Annotated in this window: 13 protein-coding genes; 4 read left to right on the forward strand and 9 right to left on the reverse strand. The window is 58.9% G+C overall.

All coding sequences use genetic code 11. The features are described 5' to 3' along the window. Positions 1-100: 100 nt before the first annotated feature. From J7573_RS16795 to J7573_RS16820, 6 genes are all read right to left on the reverse strand, one after another. Complete coding sequence (locus J7573_RS16795; protein WP_294337484.1) at positions 101-811, reverse strand: ATP-binding cassette domain-containing protein; 711 nt, start codon at positions 809-811, stop codon at positions 101-103. Further along, positions 812-1,570, reverse strand: a complete 759-nt coding sequence (locus J7573_RS16800) for a hypothetical protein (RefSeq protein ID WP_294337485.1) — start codon at positions 1,568-1,570, stop codon at positions 812-814. Then, complete coding sequence (locus J7573_RS16805) at positions 1,567-2,760, reverse strand: YcaO-like family protein (RefSeq protein WP_294337486.1); 1,194 nt, start codon at positions 2,758-2,760, stop codon at positions 1,567-1,569. Before J7573_RS16805 ends, J7573_RS16800 begins: the two co-directional genes overlap by 4 nt. Before the next feature lie 4 nt (positions 2,761-2,764). Continuing rightward, positions 2,765-3,556 (reverse strand): SagB/ThcOx family dehydrogenase, encoded by a 792-nt coding sequence (locus tag J7573_RS16810; protein ID WP_294337488.1) that lies wholly within the window; start codon positions 3,554-3,556, stop codon positions 2,765-2,767. Next, the gene (locus tag J7573_RS16815) at positions 3,546-4,418 is read right to left on the reverse strand and encodes an McbB family protein (RefSeq protein ID WP_294337491.1); all 873 of its coding nucleotides are present in this window, start codon (positions 4,416-4,418) and stop codon (positions 3,546-3,548) included. Before J7573_RS16815 ends, J7573_RS16810 begins: the two co-directional genes overlap by 11 nt. Positions 4,419-4,495: 77 nt before the next feature. Further along, the gene (locus J7573_RS16820; protein WP_294337493.1) at positions 4,496-4,702 is read right to left on the reverse strand and encodes a hypothetical protein; all 207 of its coding nucleotides are present in this window, start codon (positions 4,700-4,702) and stop codon (positions 4,496-4,498) included. A 444-nt stretch (positions 4,703-5,146) separates the two neighbouring features. Here J7573_RS16820 and J7573_RS16825 point away from each other — a divergent pair, with 444 nt between their 5' ends. Further along, on the forward strand, positions 5,147-5,527 hold the full coding sequence (locus J7573_RS16825; protein ID WP_294337495.1) for a phosphopantetheine-binding protein: 381 nt from the start codon (positions 5,147-5,149) through the stop codon (positions 5,525-5,527). 149 nt (positions 5,528-5,676) lie between these two features. Here J7573_RS16825 and dsbG read toward each other — a convergent pair whose 3' ends face one another. Genes dsbG through dsbD form a run of 3 tightly spaced genes read right to left on the reverse strand, consistent with a single transcriptional unit; the run spans position 5,677 to position 8,985 of the window. After that, positions 5,677-6,435 (reverse strand): thiol:disulfide interchange protein DsbG, encoded by a 759-nt coding sequence (gene dsbG, locus J7573_RS16830; RefSeq protein WP_294337496.1) that lies wholly within the window; start codon positions 6,433-6,435, stop codon positions 5,677-5,679. A gap of 1 nt (position 6,436) precedes the next feature. Continuing rightward, a complete protein-coding gene (locus J7573_RS16835; RefSeq protein WP_294337498.1) occupies positions 6,437-7,273 on the reverse strand; it encodes a TlpA family protein disulfide reductase in 837 nt (278 codons plus the stop codon). Beyond that, a complete protein-coding gene (dsbD, locus tag J7573_RS16840) occupies positions 7,273-8,985 on the reverse strand; it encodes a protein-disulfide reductase DsbD (RefSeq protein WP_294337499.1) in 1,713 nt (570 codons plus the stop codon). Before dsbD ends, J7573_RS16835 begins: the two co-directional genes overlap by 1 nt. A 281-nt stretch (positions 8,986-9,266) precedes the next feature. Here dsbD and J7573_RS16845 point away from each other — a divergent pair, with 281 nt between their 5' ends. The 3 genes from J7573_RS16845 to J7573_RS16855 are packed head-to-tail and all read left to right on the forward strand — an operon-like array spanning position 9,267 to position 13,841. Beyond that, a complete protein-coding gene (locus J7573_RS16845) occupies positions 9,267-12,098 on the forward strand; it encodes a xanthine dehydrogenase family protein molybdopterin-binding subunit (protein ID WP_294337501.1) in 2,832 nt (943 codons plus the stop codon). Next, complete coding sequence (locus tag J7573_RS16850) at positions 12,091-12,627, forward strand: (2Fe-2S)-binding protein (RefSeq protein ID WP_013973477.1); 537 nt, start codon at positions 12,091-12,093, stop codon at positions 12,625-12,627. The genes J7573_RS16845 and J7573_RS16850 overlap by 8 nt, the downstream gene beginning before the upstream one ends. Positions 12,628-12,629: 2 nt before the next feature. After that, positions 12,630-13,841, forward strand: a complete 1,212-nt coding sequence (locus tag J7573_RS16855) for a cytochrome c (RefSeq protein WP_294337516.1) — start codon at positions 12,630-12,632, stop codon at positions 13,839-13,841. Positions 13,842-13,844: the final 3 nt, after the last annotated feature.

Below are 13,844 nucleotides of genomic sequence, written 5' to 3' on the forward strand. Positions count from 1 at the left end.
GAAGAGGCCGGCACAGGCAGCACTGCAATCAGCGCTTGCCGAGAATCTTCCCGAGCAACTCGGGCCGTGGCGCCCCTTGCTGGCTTTGCAGTTTTCCCTGTCAATCCTCATGAGAGGACGCTTTGATGAATGCCTCATCGAGTGATGAAGCGTTGTAACGCGACATAAATTCCCCGCCGCTATCAAACGCCTCAAGCCGCTGATTGGCGAGCATGTAGAAACGGTCACAATTTGCCGCGATCTCTTCGGTGTAATGGGAAGACACCAGCACGCTTGCACCTTCTTGGCGCGCACTGTTGATGGCTAGCCAGATGTAATACCTGAACTCCGCGTCCACACCTGCAGTCGGTTCGTCGAGGATGATCAAATCACTCTCCAGCAGTAATAGCGTAAGCGTGAAGTAGCTGCGGACCTCACCGTAGCTGCAACGGGCGACTTTTTTCTGGGATATTAAGCTGTACCGTTTGTAAAGTGACGGTGACCATCTTGCTAAGCGGGCCAGCATTTCGCTTTGGGTGGGGGCAATGGATGAGTTCAGGTGCCTGATGAGATCACCTGTTTCGCTCATGCGCAGCAACGGCGGCGGTGTAAGGATCTGGGTGAGATAAATTTGTCTCTTTGCTGAGTTGAAAATGTGCCCGGCTGAAGGTTTTTTTACATTGCAGATGAGATCAAATAATGTTGTTTTGCCGGCGCCGTTGCTGCCTAAAATACCTATCAATTCACCTGGCTTCAGGTCGAGTGTAACTTCTTTCATCAGCGGCATGTCTTCATAGCTGAAGCACAGGTCTATTAAGCTGAGTAGATTCATTTAGTATCTGCTCCAGACAGGTTGGGTTCTTAAGTGTCGCCCAGTGAGGTAAAGCCCGGTGAGCAGCGCCGCGAGCGCGATGCAGAAGGAAGTCAACAGGGGTATTTCATGGTTGAAAATGTCACTGCTCAGTTGCAGTGGGTTCAATGAGAGTACGCCCTGAGGTGCGGAGCGAGACTGAGCGGATCCTAAGTATCCAGAGAGCAACATGAGAAATGATAACAGTGAAAATAAGGTGCTGGCTGTATTGAATTTAATGGGTAGCGCGGCTACGACGAGTCCGATGCAGCTGAACGTCAAGAAGCTGGTGTAAAAACATGCAGTTACGTATAGCAGTTCCGTAATTCTGTAATCACCATAGAGTGGTTTGGTGAGCAGGTAGAAAAGTGCCGCATAGAGCACGCTTACCGTGGAGTAACTGAGGAAGTGCGCTGCGAGAAAGCGCCTAATAGCGTCGGGCTGGTAGATGAAAGATCTGATGAAACCGCTCTCACGTCTTCCGATAAGGTAAAAACTGAATCCAAAAAAAGCAACGCTTGCAGAGATGTACGAGAAAAACCACGAAGCGGAGAGAATATAGGTTTCATTACGGGTGGGTCCTGCTTCTGAGTGATCTTGTGTCAACAAGAATAGCAGGCAGGGGGCGATGGCTGACCATATAAGAGCTGTGGGTTCTCTCAGGTGCTCTAGGGTTAAGATTCGCGTGATATGGAATACTTTTTTTGCATTGATGATGATGGGTGTTAAGTGACTGGTCATGGGAAGGGTACCATTCGGGATAATTGACGTGCGATAACCTGATTGAGGAAGTTGGCGGAGTACCTGTTCTTCAGATTGAAATGATTCGCATTGTTCATGTGGAGAAACAGATTAGGTGAGAAATATTTGCAAAAGTATATTTTTGGATGGTTGGAGGTCAGTCTGGATGTGTAGATGTAACCGTTCAGTTCTAAGCGTCTGAGTGTGCTCAGAAGCGTGTGGCAGTCTAATGGCGGGTGCTTGGTTGTGAGTACTTCACAATCATCGTAGGGAGTGGCTGTAGACATTGCTATGTAAGTTTCGTAGTTGTTGCAAGCAAGGAAATGTCTAAGGTAGGGGTCTTGAGGCTCATTGGCTACGCTGTCAATGGACTGCATGTAACGGAACGTTTGCCAGAGCTCCAGGACAGCTTTTTCAAGCGCGTTGCTTGCAGTGTCTGAATATGACATGCCTGCGCAATATTGGACCTTGGCGTCGGCACGCATGTTGCCATAGCAGAGCAGAATGCAGGTGCCTGGAAAACGCCCGTCAGTGAGGTCTAGAACGAGAATGTCCCCAGATTTTGATAGCTCACGAAAGAGGGTTGAGCTGGGTCGAAACTTTAGGAGAGCACACGCTTCGTGATGGTCAAGACGTTTTTTGAATTTAAGGGTAAGCCAGAATCGCAGTAAGAATTGCCGTTCGAGACTTTCTTTTGCAGCGCCAAATATGGCACTTTCAATATTGTCATGCGCGCTGCATCCGCAGGTGTCCCGCATTGGGTAGTACTTGTTGTCAATGTTGTTTCTACATTCTGTTATCGAAAGACATGCCGTGGGGACTTTGCAGGGGGTAAAGTCGATTACTCTGTACACGGTGGTGCGATCGAAGACGTGTGATTGAAGTTCTGTATCTGAGTCGTAGGTGGATGTCTGCAGGAATGCCTCCGTGAACTCATTAAGTTCGTGGTCGCTCAGTCCATCGGCGAGCTTCTCGGCGTCGTTGACCGGGATGTCCAAGTAAAAATGCTTCCGCTCGAAATGCTCACCTCTGGCACAGTCCGTGACCTTCTCAGACCAACCGCTACTGGATCCGTAGGTTTGCCAGCGACTGCCGCACTCTACGCTGTGAGGTAGGTGTGTTACCGCGCTGGGGCGAAGTAGCTCGAAATCAGGAGACGAAGGATGATGTACCTCATTGAATGTATTCATTGATTTAACCTATCAATTGGATGCATGTCGGCAAGAATAGGGTTGGGTTAAGATTCAGCAGTTTTGTTATTTGATGGTCTGTGAAGGCGGACCAAGGTCTGCTTTCTAAATTTAATTCTTTGCTGCGTAGGTCTGTGAGCATGTACAGCGAGCCTACCTCCATTAGGGCGTGGCGGTAACCTCGATATCGATATTTAAACAATGCTTTCGGCAGATATATTACATAGATGAGTGCTAGGGCAGGTGTGCCGATCTCTGGGTTTTGTGGGGTAATAGCTTGGGTAAGTTGTTTGGTATTAATGTTTGTACTGTGTACTTCAAATGTTTGGGATGCTGGGAGCAGATGCAGGGCTATACAGTCAGTTGGCCACTGTTCAATTCTGTTGTTTAGATTGATGCAAAATATTTCAATTGGAAAAATTGCCCCAGCGCTCGGGTAGCCGCGCTTGTGGTTGGATCCGATTTTTTTTAAGAGGGGAGCTATTAGGTTGCGAACGGAATCAAAGTGCATGCGGCGCTCATAGAAGTGATCGCACGATTCGTTTCTTACGAGGGGGTGATCCAAAGGGAGGGCTGATAGCTGAAACTCGCAGGCTTCGGCCTCATTTGTGAGGGTGTTGAGTTTCAGCTCTTTGCCGGTTAGCTTACTTAGGTCTTTAGCGGGTATGTGATGGAGAGTGCTCAGATGTCGCGTTGCCTCGTGAAGTGTATAGTTCCCTTTGGCATGAAATGCTAATGTTTCGTCGAGAACTCTGGAGTCGGTAAATCTTGAATACTCATCGTGACTAATACTCATTTTGTTTACCTAAGCATTCGCAGAATGGCCAGTGGACGCTTACTTCTTCGGTGGTAGCACCGGTCTCAAGGTCGATGGTTCTGGATAGAAGTGTCTGGTCTTGCGTGTACTTGGACTTTGGTGCTTGCGTAAGCTTGCTTGTGAAGGAAATGATGGTTCCCAGGATCAGTGAAGTCTGGAAGTCGTCAATTGCTGCTTTAGGTAGGTCATAGTTGTTGTTGCAGCAAAAGGCCCATATTTTGCTCCATGGGTGTTGGCTTAAGCGTTTGGATTCGTAGTATGTAACTCGATCGAGAGTGCAAAAGGCACACGGGTTTCCTATTGATGGCACATGCACTTCTGTTAGGTGAAAGTAACGATTGCTTATGAATCCGATGCTGATGCCGTGCTCCGGGTTCTCTTTCGTTAGATTTGTGTAGATGCTTCTGATTGAGTTAGGGCAAAGTTTAAGGCAGGCGATAACGAATAGCGTTGGTGTGCAGGCGTCAGGTGCTTCAAAGTGCTCGATTTTTTTGATTGTTATTGAGTTGCTGTGTTTTTTCTCGTAAAACTGTATCAGTGGTAGGGGTACGTCTAGGTCGTGATAAATAATTACATTTTTAAAGTGTGGTGGATCAGCTTTCTCTCCCAGAATTGATAACGATTTTAAAAAGTTTAACGTACTTGTTGGTTCAAGATTCTCGATTTCAAAAATATCTTCAAGTTCATGGAGTTTAATGTATTTGGATTGGGTGCTCTCAATTTTCTGCAAAGCCCTGATTATTTTGGGTTCTGTGATTTTTGTAAATCCTGTGCTCGAAAAAATCATGGGGTCTAGGTCGAAATTTAATATCTCGTAATTGTAGATTCTCAATAAGTTCATTGGATTGCCTTTTGCATGATGCGGGCGTTCCTGGCGTTATGCTGGGAACGCTCGCTCCTTAGAAAGTTATGGGGTTATCAGTTTGCGTTGCCTTCGATGTCAATAGCGTTTCCCCCGCTACCACCGGAACCGCCACTACCACCGCTGCACCCGCCTCCACCGCCGCAGCCACCACTACCACCGCAACCACCGGCGCCGCCAGAACCCCCGAAAAACTCGGAGTCCATATCGCAATTACTGTCGGAGGACAGTTCAAGGATGTTGATGCCGTATTGAGTTTCCATAGTGTCTCCTTAATTGTTTTTGTTGTCGCCCGATGTGTGCGGGCATCTACAGGTTTAGAAGTTTCACTTTTCATTGTCAATGCGGCGACGAGCTTTGCGTAGGTGTGCGGGCATAATAATTATGTTTGGTTCGAAGAGGTGAGTGTAGGAACGTTCCTATGGAAAATTCCTACTTAGGGGAGTTGTTTCTGGCTACTTATGCGGTGGGCTAAATTTATTGTAGGTTTTATAATCGTCTCGCGTAAGAAAATTTTCTTTGTGATGTCAGATGATTATTTTTCTTCACGTCTCTCAGTTGTTGGGTGTCAGAGGGGGGCGGCACGATGTTTAGTCAATAATCATTGCGGCAGATTGTTTCAAGATGTTTGGTCTCGCTCTCATGCACGATTGCATTTTATTGGGAGTGGATGGAACGGCTTCTTTTCACTAGATTGCATCGGCCTGATGTCGCACGACCCCAACGGCAAGCTCGACCGCAAGGCATTGCCGGCCATCGAGATCGGTGGGCAGCACAGCCAGGCCTACCTGGCGCCGCGGGATGAGCTGGAGGCTGCGCTGGCCGGTATCTGGGCCGACGTGCTCAAGGCCGAGCGGGTCGGGGTGCATGACAACTTCTTCGAGCTGGGCGGGCATTCGCTGCTGGCCACACAGATCGCTTCGCGGGTGCAGAAGCAGCTGCAATTGAACGTGCCGCTGCGGGCGATGTTCGAGTGCAGCACGGTGGAGGAATTGGCCGAGTATGTGCGCGGGTTGCAGGGCAGCGAGGTGGATGAGGCGAAGGCTGATCGGCTCAGTGACCTGATGGCTGAGTTCGAAGGACTGTAAGTTGATTGGCTAGCCTGTGCTGGCCTCTTCGCGGGTAAACCCGCTCCCACAAGGATCGCACACACCTCAAGGGTAATGAGGTACCTGTGGGAGCGGGTTCATCGGGACGCCGAACCGCCGCGAAGAGGCCGGCACAGACAAGCTGGAACTCAGCGCTTGCCGAGAATCTTCCCGAGCAACTCGGGCCGCGGTGCCCCTTGCTGGCTCTGCAGGTTGCCCTGCTCATCCTGATAGAAGATCGCTGGCGTCGCCTGCAGCCCCATCTCATCCATCAGCGCCATGTTCGCCGCCAGCTTCTGCTGCACGGCATCTGGCACCTTGTCCAGCGGCTTCAAGGCACTCGCCTTGCCCGCTTTCTCGTGCTCATGCAGCGCCTTGGCCGGGTCCTTGGCGGCCAGCAGTGCCGCCGACTTGCCCGGGCTGTCCTCGCGGATGATGCCGACCATGATATGGCGCAACTGCACCTTGCCCGAGTCTACCCAGGGCCGCGCCTGCTCCCAGAACATGTTGCAGTACGGGCAGTTGGGGTCGCTGAACAGGTACACCTTGCGTGGCGCGCTGTCCTTGCCGTCGGCGATCCAGGCGGTTTTCTCCATCTTCGCCCAGATCTCTTTGCTCATCGGCGCGTACACCAGCTTCTGCAGCGGCTCGGCGCTGAGGTCCTTGCCCTGTTCGTCGAACAGGCTGCCGACCAGCACGTGCTTGCCGTCGGGCGTCAGGTACAGCGCCAGGGCACTGTTCTGGTACTCGGCGGCATAGCCGCGCAGGCCGTTGGGCGCATCGAAGCTGCCCTTGATTTCGGCGCCCTTGGCTTGCAGTTGCTGGATCGCCTTGGGCAGGTCTTCGGCCTGCGCCAGCGGGGCGGCCAGCAGGGCCAGGGACAGGGGTAGCAGAGCAGTCAATCGCATGTCAGTTTCCTTGTGCGGCAGGGGCGGGCACCTTGGCCCGCTCGAAGGGTTCCAGGGCATGACGCAGGCTGGCCCGCGACAGCTCACCGAGGTGGCTGCCGATCAGGCGGCCGTCGGCGTCGTAGAACAGGGTGGTGGGCAGCGCCATCGAACCGACCCGCTGGGCCAGCGCGCCGGTGCCGTCGAACAGCACATGGGTCAGGCTCAGGCCGGTGGTGGCGAGGAAGGTCGTGACGTTTTCCGGCGTCTCGCCCTGGTTGACGAAAATGAAGGTCACGTGGGGGTATTCGCCCTGGGCCTGTTGCAGCACCGGCATTTCCCGGCGGCATGGCGGGCACCAGGTGGCCCAGATATTGATCACCAGCGGTTTGCCACGGTAGCTGTGCAGGGCCACGGACTGGCCAGCGGCATTGCGCAGGCTCAGCTCGGGCAGTGCGGTGCCCTTGCTGTACAGGTGGCTGCCCAGGCTGGTCAGGCCCCAGAACAACGCACCGCTGAACAGTGCCCAGCCCAGCGGGCGCCGCAGACCAGGCTGGCGCCAGCCCTGCCAGAGGGTGGCGAGGACGATGCCGATCAGGCCCGACCAGAGCAGGAAGCCGCCGTCGCGGATGTCGATGACTTGCACCAGGTCGTCGCGGTACATCGGCCAGTAGGCCAGCACGAAACCCAGGCGGGCGCACAACAGGCCGACCAGGAACAGGTTGAACAGCGCCGATTCCGGGCTTTCGCCGCCCCGCCGGGCGACCCACCAGCCAACCAGGCAGGCGACGCCGAGGGCGGCGAGCATCAGCAGGTGGTTGAGGGCCATGGTTAGCGGCCCGAGAGTTACCGTCAGCATCAGCCTTGGCTCCGGGTCTGGGTCCAGTGTTGCAGGAACGCGGCGGCATCCACTTCACCGGTGATGCGCCGTGCGCGGCGCTCTTCGCCTTCCGGGCCGAGCCAGATGATGCTGGGCGGGCCGGGCACCTGATAGTGCTGCAGCAGGGCGCGGCTGGCGGCAGAGTCGGCGGTCACGTCCAGGCGCAGCAGGTGCACGCCGGCCAGGCTGGTTTGCACGTCAGGGCGGGTGAACACCTGCTTTTCCATGACCTTGCACGACACGCACCAGTCGGCGTAGTAGTCGACCATGACCCACTGGCCGCGGGCCTTGGCGGCATTCAGCTCGCGTTGCAGGGCTTCAGGGCTGCTGACCGTGACGAAGTGCTCGTCGGCCTTTTGCACGGTGGCGGCTGCGCTGCCGCCGGCGAACGGCCGCAGCGGTTGCCACAGATCGTCGCCCCCCGCAGCAGCGCCAACCAGCAGCAAGCCACCCCACAAAGCGCCCAGCAGCGGTACGGCACGCAACGCTGGCAAGCGCTGCAGGGCCGGCCACATGGCCCAGCCCAGGGCAATCAGCCAGGCACCGCTCAGGGCCAGCAACACGGGGGCGGCGAGCAGGCTGCGCACGGTGTACAGGGCCATGGCCAGGAACACGAAGCCGAACACGCCCTTGACCCGATTCATCCATGCGCCCGGGCGCGGCAGGTAGCGATTGCCCAAGGTCACCAGCAACAGCAACGGTACGCCCATGCCCAGGCCGAGGCTGAACAGCACCAGCGCGCCTTGCAGCACATCGCCGCTTTGCGCGATGTACAGCAGGGCACCGGCCAGTGGCGCGGTCATGCAGGGGCCGAGCAGCAGGCCGGAAAGCGCGCCCAACAGCGCTGCGCCGTACAGGTTGCCGCCGCGGGTGCCTTGGCCGGCGCGGTCGAGGCGATCACGCAGGGCCGCCGGCAGCTGCAGCTCGAAGGCGCCGAACATGGGCAGGGCGAGGAGGATGAACAAGCCGGCCAGGCTGCCCAGCAGCCAAGGTTGCTGCAGCCACGCCTGCAGGCTGGCCCCCAGCAGTGCCGCGACCACACCCAGGGCCGCATACACCAGCGCCATGCTCAGCACATACACCCCGGCCAGCAGCCAGCCACGCCGGGCGCTGGCGCCGTTGCCCAGGACCAGGCCGGCGAGGATCGGCAGCATCGGCAGCGAGCAGGGGGTGAAGGCCAGCAGCAGGCCGAGGCCGAAGAACGCCAGCAGGCTCCAGGCCAGGCTGGCGCTCTGCAGGCCGCTGGCCAGTGCCTGGTCGCTGGCTTGTTCGGCGGCCGGCGTCGCGCTGCCGCCCAGGTCGATGGCGGTGGTCTGCGGCGGGTAGCACAGGCCGGCATCGGCACAGCCCTGCCAGCCCAGGCGCAACTGGCCCTGGGCATTGGCCGGGATCAGCAGTTCGAGCTGGTCGCGGTACACCGCGCTGTCACCGAAGAACTCGTCGTGGTGGTTCAGGGCCGGCGGCAGTTGCGGCTGTTGCTCGGCCGTCAGGCCGTCGAACTTCAGGCGCTTCTGGTACAGGTAGTAACCCTGCTTGATCTGGAAGTACAGGCGCATCTGGCCATCGGCCTGGCGGTCGTGGGTGAGCACGAACGCCTGGTTGACCGGCAGGAAGTCGGGTTTGGCGTCGAACGGGTTGGCCTGCAACGGGCCAGCCAGGAGGAACGTCAGGAAGAGCAAAAGGATGCGCATGTCTTCGCCTTGGCAGTACGGAATGGTGGCCATGCTGGCTGGGATTGATTAACCCAAGGTTAACCGTTCCTGTCGATGCTGCTGCTACGGTGCCGCATGTCGGTCTTCGACACGCCGCGACATATTGTCGGCTTGACTTTGCTTATGCCCATATTCTTGTTGTAAAGTTGACGAACAAGTCAGTTTTTCCTGACCCGCGTGACAAGGTTCTCACCCTTCCGAGTCCCCCGCACAAGAATCAAAAAAGATGGGCAGAAATTCTTCTGCCCAGAGGATCAAGCATGTCCAACCGTGATATTTCCCGGCGCGCCTTCTTGCAAGGCGGCCTGATCGCTGGTGTCGGCGTGACCATGGCGCCACTTGGCAGCCAGGCATTCGCCGCCCTGATGGAGGAGCGCGTCACCACCTCGCCGCAAAAGTGGATGAACCATGACGGCAAGGCGCGTTTTCGCAACGACGCGCTGTCCAAGGTCTGTGGCAACAAGGTCTTCGCCCGCGACATCCGCGCCAAGGACATGCCCGGCTGGCCAGCCCAGCAAGGCCACGCGCTGCTGCTCAAGGCGACCAAGGTCGACCGCATCTATACCGGCCATGACCTCAGCCTGCTCGGCGCCGACCTGCAACCGGACCGTATCGTCACCGCCGCCGACCTGGCGAAAGATGGCATCGCCTGGCCCGAGGCCCATTCGCCCGACCCGCTGCTGCCGCCCGGCCAGGTGCCGATGTTCATCGGCCATCCGGTGGCGATCCTGATCTGGCACGACTTCGAGCGCTTCCGTCAGGCCAAGCGCAAGCTGCAGTTCAATGACAAGGCGATCCAATACGGCGCCCAGGCCCCGCTGTACCAGCGTGACCCCTATGGCAGCTTCCGCTTCGTGCGTGTGGGCGGCGCCACGCCGTTCGACGACGATGAATTCTCCAGTCTGAAGAATTCCATGCTGTTCCCGACCATCCTCAACCGCAAACCGGTGTGGTCGAAGCAGCCCAACCAGCACGGCGACCTGACCGAGCAGGGCCTGTTCTACGCCAAGCGCATGGGCGAGCAACTGGACAACCCGCCCGAGGACTGGCTGGTGTTCGACGAGCGCTACAAGACGCCGTCGATCGAGCCCGCTGCCCTGGAGCCGGACAACGGCAACGGCTGGTACGACCCGGCGACCGGTACGCTGCACTTCGTGGTTGCGACCCAGTGCCCGTTCGAAGTGGCGCAGGAATGCGTGCACATGATCAAGCCGTCGCGCTTCGCCCTGAACACGCTGAACATGCACCCGGGCTACACCGTGGGCTATGGCTCCAAAGACAACAACATCTTCGTCTTCTACGCCGCCGTGGCCGCGCTGTATGGCGCCGGAGTGCCGATCCGCCTGGCCAACGACCGCTACGAGCAGTTCCAGAGCGGCATCAAGCGCCATGCCTTCGACATCCGCTACCAGCTGGCCGTGGACAAGAAGGACAACCGCTTCAAGATCTTCCGCGCCGACATGAGCTGTGACGGCGGCGGGCGCATCAACTACAGCCCGTCGGTGGCTGCGGTGGGCGCCACGGCGGCGCAGTCGATCTACTACATGCCGCAGAACGACCTGTCGGTGACCGCCTACTTCTCCCGCGGTGTCGAGGCCGGCTCCATGCGCGGTTACGGCACCCTGCAGACCATGGCCGCCACCGAGATGATGGTGGATGAAATTGCCGGTCGCCTGGGTGTCGATGCCATCGACCTGCGCCGTGCCAACGCACTGAAATCGGGGATGAAGAACACCCAGGGTGCGGTTCCGGCCGGTGCCCTGCGTTTGTACGAGATCCTCGACAAGGCCGCCGTGCATGACTGGTGGCGCAACCGCGATGCCCGCAAGCAGCAGATGGACGCCAAGGACCCGGACCACTGGTACGGCGTCGGCTTCGCCATTTGCCAGAAGGACTTCGGCACCGGCTCCGAGTCGCCGATGGCGAGCGTCGAGTTCACTGCGGATGGCCGCATCAGCCTGCGCCACATCGGCACCGAGCTGGGCACTGGCATGTCCACTTCCCAGGCGCTGGTGGTCAGCGATTTCCTCGGCCGCTCGGCCGATGAGGTGAAGACCGCCGTCACCGAATGGCCGGAGTTGCAGCTGACCACCAGCGGTAATCCGTACCTGATCAGCCAGCCCGAGCAGGACGCCGCATTGCGCAACCCGCGCTGGGTGGGCAAGCTGGCCTCGCCGTCGTCGGCGACCAACTCGGCGTTCTACTTCAGCCACGCCACCCGCGAAGCGGCTCGCGTGCTGTTCAACCATGGCCTGTGGCCGGCGGCCATGGCCATCTGGAGCCAGGGCCCGCATGGCGGCCAGGCCAACCCGCTGGTGGTACGCCGCGAGAACGCGGTGTGGGTCAACGGCGAACTTACAGGCAATGGCCTGTCGCCGATCCCGTTCGCCCAGTTGGCACAGAAAGCCCATGAGATGGGGCTGGTCACTGGCGTCAGCGTGCACGGTTTCAACCGCTGGAGCTGGGCCGAGGCCGACTTCGTCATCGACGGCGTGCGCGAGCGCTTCCCGCTCGATGCCGTGGCGGTGAAGTACGGCGACGGCGCGGTCAATGCCAAGAAAGCGCAGATGAGCAGCCACGGCTATCACCTGCTCGACCGGCAGAACGCCGCCTACCCGGATACCCAGCTGAACAACGCCATGGTCACCTACTACAGCCCGGTGGCGACCATCGTCGAGGTCAAGGTCAACAAAGGTACCCACGAGGTTCAGGTACTCAACCACCACAGTTGGGTCGAGTGCGGCCGTGTGCTGGTGCCGGAACTGGTCAAGGGCCAGCTCGAAGGCGGTATCGCCATGGGCATCGGCCATGCACTGACTGAAGAAATGCCGTTGTACGAGGGCGGGCCCGGGGAGGGCGACTGGAACTTCAACCGCTACCGCCTGCCGCACGCACGCGATGTGGCGGTGTGGAAGCAGACCAGCGAAATCCTCCCGCCGCTGTCACCGACCGACCCGTCCAAGGGCATCGCCGAAGTGGTGATGATCCCGGTCGTCGGTGCCATCGGCAACGCCGTGGCGCATGCCATTGGCAAGCGCGTGCGCGATCTCCCCATCACCCCAGCCCGTATCAAGGAGGCCCTCAATGGCTAACCGTCCACTGCAACTGACCCTCAACGGTCAACCGGTCGGCCCGGTCGAGGTCCCTGATGACCTGGCGATGATCGACTACCTGCACGAACACCAGAACCTGACCGGTTCCCGCCTGGGCTGCGGCCAGGGCATCTGCCACGCTTGCGTGGTGATCGTCGACAACCCCGACGGCACCAGCGAGGAAGTGCGCACCTGCATCACTGGCGCGCATTACTTCGAAGGCAAGAAGGTTCGTACCATCGAAGGCCATGCCAAGCAGGATGAGGCCGGCAACCTGACGCTGAACCCGATCCAGCAGAAGTTCGTCGACCTGTTCGCCTTCCAGTGCAGCTATTGCGCGCCGGGCTTCGTCAACGCCGCCACGGTGCTGGTGGAAACCGCCCAGCGCCAGCCGCTGAAGAAGAGCGAAGTGGAAGACCGTATCGAAGCCAGCCTCGGCCACCACATCTGCCGCTGCACCGGGTACGTGCGTTACTACGACGCCACCCGCACGGTGCTCAATGACCTTGGCCTGGTCAAGGAGGGTTGAGCATGGGCATCGTTCGTAGCACGCTCGCGCTGGCCCTGGGCCTTGCCGTCGTTTCGCTGGCCCAGGCGGCCGATGAGGCGCAGGTCAAGCGTGGTGAATACCTGGCCCGTGCCGCCGACTGCATGGCCTGCCACACGGCCGAAGGCGGTGCCCCGTTTGCCGGTGGCCTGCCGATCCATTCGCCGTTCGGCACCATCTATGGCAGCAACATCACCCCGGACAAGCAGTACGGTATCGGCAACTATACGGCCGACGAATTCTTCGCCGCAGTCACCGAAGGCAAGCGCAAGGATGGCGCCAACCTCTACCCGGCGATGCCGTACACCTCGTACCACCTGATCACGCGCGAGGACTCCGATGCGATCCTCGCGTACCTGATGACCGTGCCGCCGATCAACCGCCCGGCGCCGCAGACGGCGTTGAGCTTCCCGTTCAACGTGCGCCTGGGGCTGACCGGCTGGAACATGCTCTATGGCAAGAGCGTGCAACTGCAGCCGACCGAGGGCAAAAGCCCGGCCTGGCAGCGTGGGCAGTACATGGTCGAGGTGATGGGACATTGCGGCGAATGCCACACGCCACGTAACGCCATCGGCGCCCTGCAGCAGGACCAGCGCCTGAGCGGCGGCCTGCTCGGAGGCTACCTGGCGCCGAGCCTGCTGGCCCAGGACCTGGCCGACCGCGGCTGGACCCAGCCGGACCTGACCACCTTCCTCAAGCACGGCATCAGTGCCCAGGGCAGCATGTTCAACGAGATGTTCCCGGTGGTGCACCACAGCACCCAGCATCTGCAAGACGCCGACCTGGCGGCCATGGCCACCTACCTGCTCGGCGACCAGCCGCCGCCGGCCAAGCAGATCAAGGCCGTTGCCCTGGAGCAGATGAGTGACAGCGCCAAGCGCGGCCATCAGCAGTACCTCAACGTCTGCGCCGGCTGCCATGGTGTCGACGGCGAGGGCAAGCCACACATCGCGGTGGCCATGAACGGCAACACGGTGCTGCGCCAGGCCGACTCGCGCAACCTGGTCAAGGCCATCCGCGACGGTATCCGTGAGCAGCAGTTCACCGGCTTCGAGCGCATGCAGCCGATGCCGGGCTTCGCCGACAAGCTCGACGACCAGCAAGTGACGGACATGGTCAACTACCTGCGCCAGGCCTGGGGTGGATTGCCCGGCGACCTGACCGTACAGCAGCTCGCCGAGCTGAAGGCGGAGTAAACC

It is taken from the genome of Pseudomonas sp. (assembly GCF_017744435.1).
GTDB lineage: Bacteria > Pseudomonadota > Gammaproteobacteria > Pseudomonadales > Pseudomonadaceae > Aquipseudomonas.

Bases quoted from the DNA above. Each gene is read 5' to 3' on its own strand.
- J7573_RS16845 (WP_294337501.1), top strand. From the start codon at position 9,267: ATGTCCAACCGTGATATTTCCCGGCGCGCCTTCTTGCAAGGCGGCCTG.
- J7573_RS16855 (WP_294337516.1), top strand. From the start codon at position 12,630: ATGGGCATCGTTCGTAGCACGCTCGCGCTGGCCCTGGGCCTTGCCGTC.
- J7573_RS16850 (WP_013973477.1), top strand. From the start codon at position 12,091: ATGGCTAACCGTCCACTGCAACTGACCCTCAACGGTCAACCGGTCGGC.
- J7573_RS16795 (WP_294337484.1), bottom strand. From the start codon at position 811: ATGAATCTACTCAGCTTAATAGACCTGTGCTTCAGCTATGAAGACATG.
- J7573_RS16835 (WP_294337498.1), bottom strand. From the start codon at position 7,273: ATGCTGACGGTAACTCTCGGGCCGCTAACCATGGCCCTCAACCACCTG.
- dsbG (WP_294337496.1), bottom strand. From the start codon at position 6,435: ATGCGATTGACTGCTCTGCTACCCCTGTCCCTGGCCCTGCTGGCCGCC.
- J7573_RS16820 (WP_294337493.1), bottom strand. From the start codon at position 4,702: ATGGAAACTCAATACGGCATCAACATCCTTGAACTGTCCTCCGACAGT.
- J7573_RS16810 (WP_294337488.1), bottom strand. From the start codon at position 3,556: ATGAGTATTAGTCACGATGAGTATTCAAGATTTACCGACTCCAGAGTT.
- J7573_RS16815 (WP_294337491.1), bottom strand. From the start codon at position 4,418: ATGAACTTATTGAGAATCTACAATTACGAGATATTAAATTTCGACCTA.
- J7573_RS16800 (WP_294337485.1), bottom strand. From the start codon at position 1,570: ATGACCAGTCACTTAACACCCATCATCATCAATGCAAAAAAAGTATTC.
- J7573_RS16825 (WP_294337495.1), top strand. From the start codon at position 5,147: ATGTCGCACGACCCCAACGGCAAGCTCGACCGCAAGGCATTGCCGGCC.
- J7573_RS16805 (WP_294337486.1), bottom strand. From the start codon at position 2,760: ATGAATACATTCAATGAGGTACATCATCCTTCGTCTCCTGATTTCGAG.
- dsbD (WP_294337499.1), bottom strand. From the start codon at position 8,985: ATGCGCATCCTTTTGCTCTTCCTGACGTTCCTCCTGGCTGGCCCGTTG.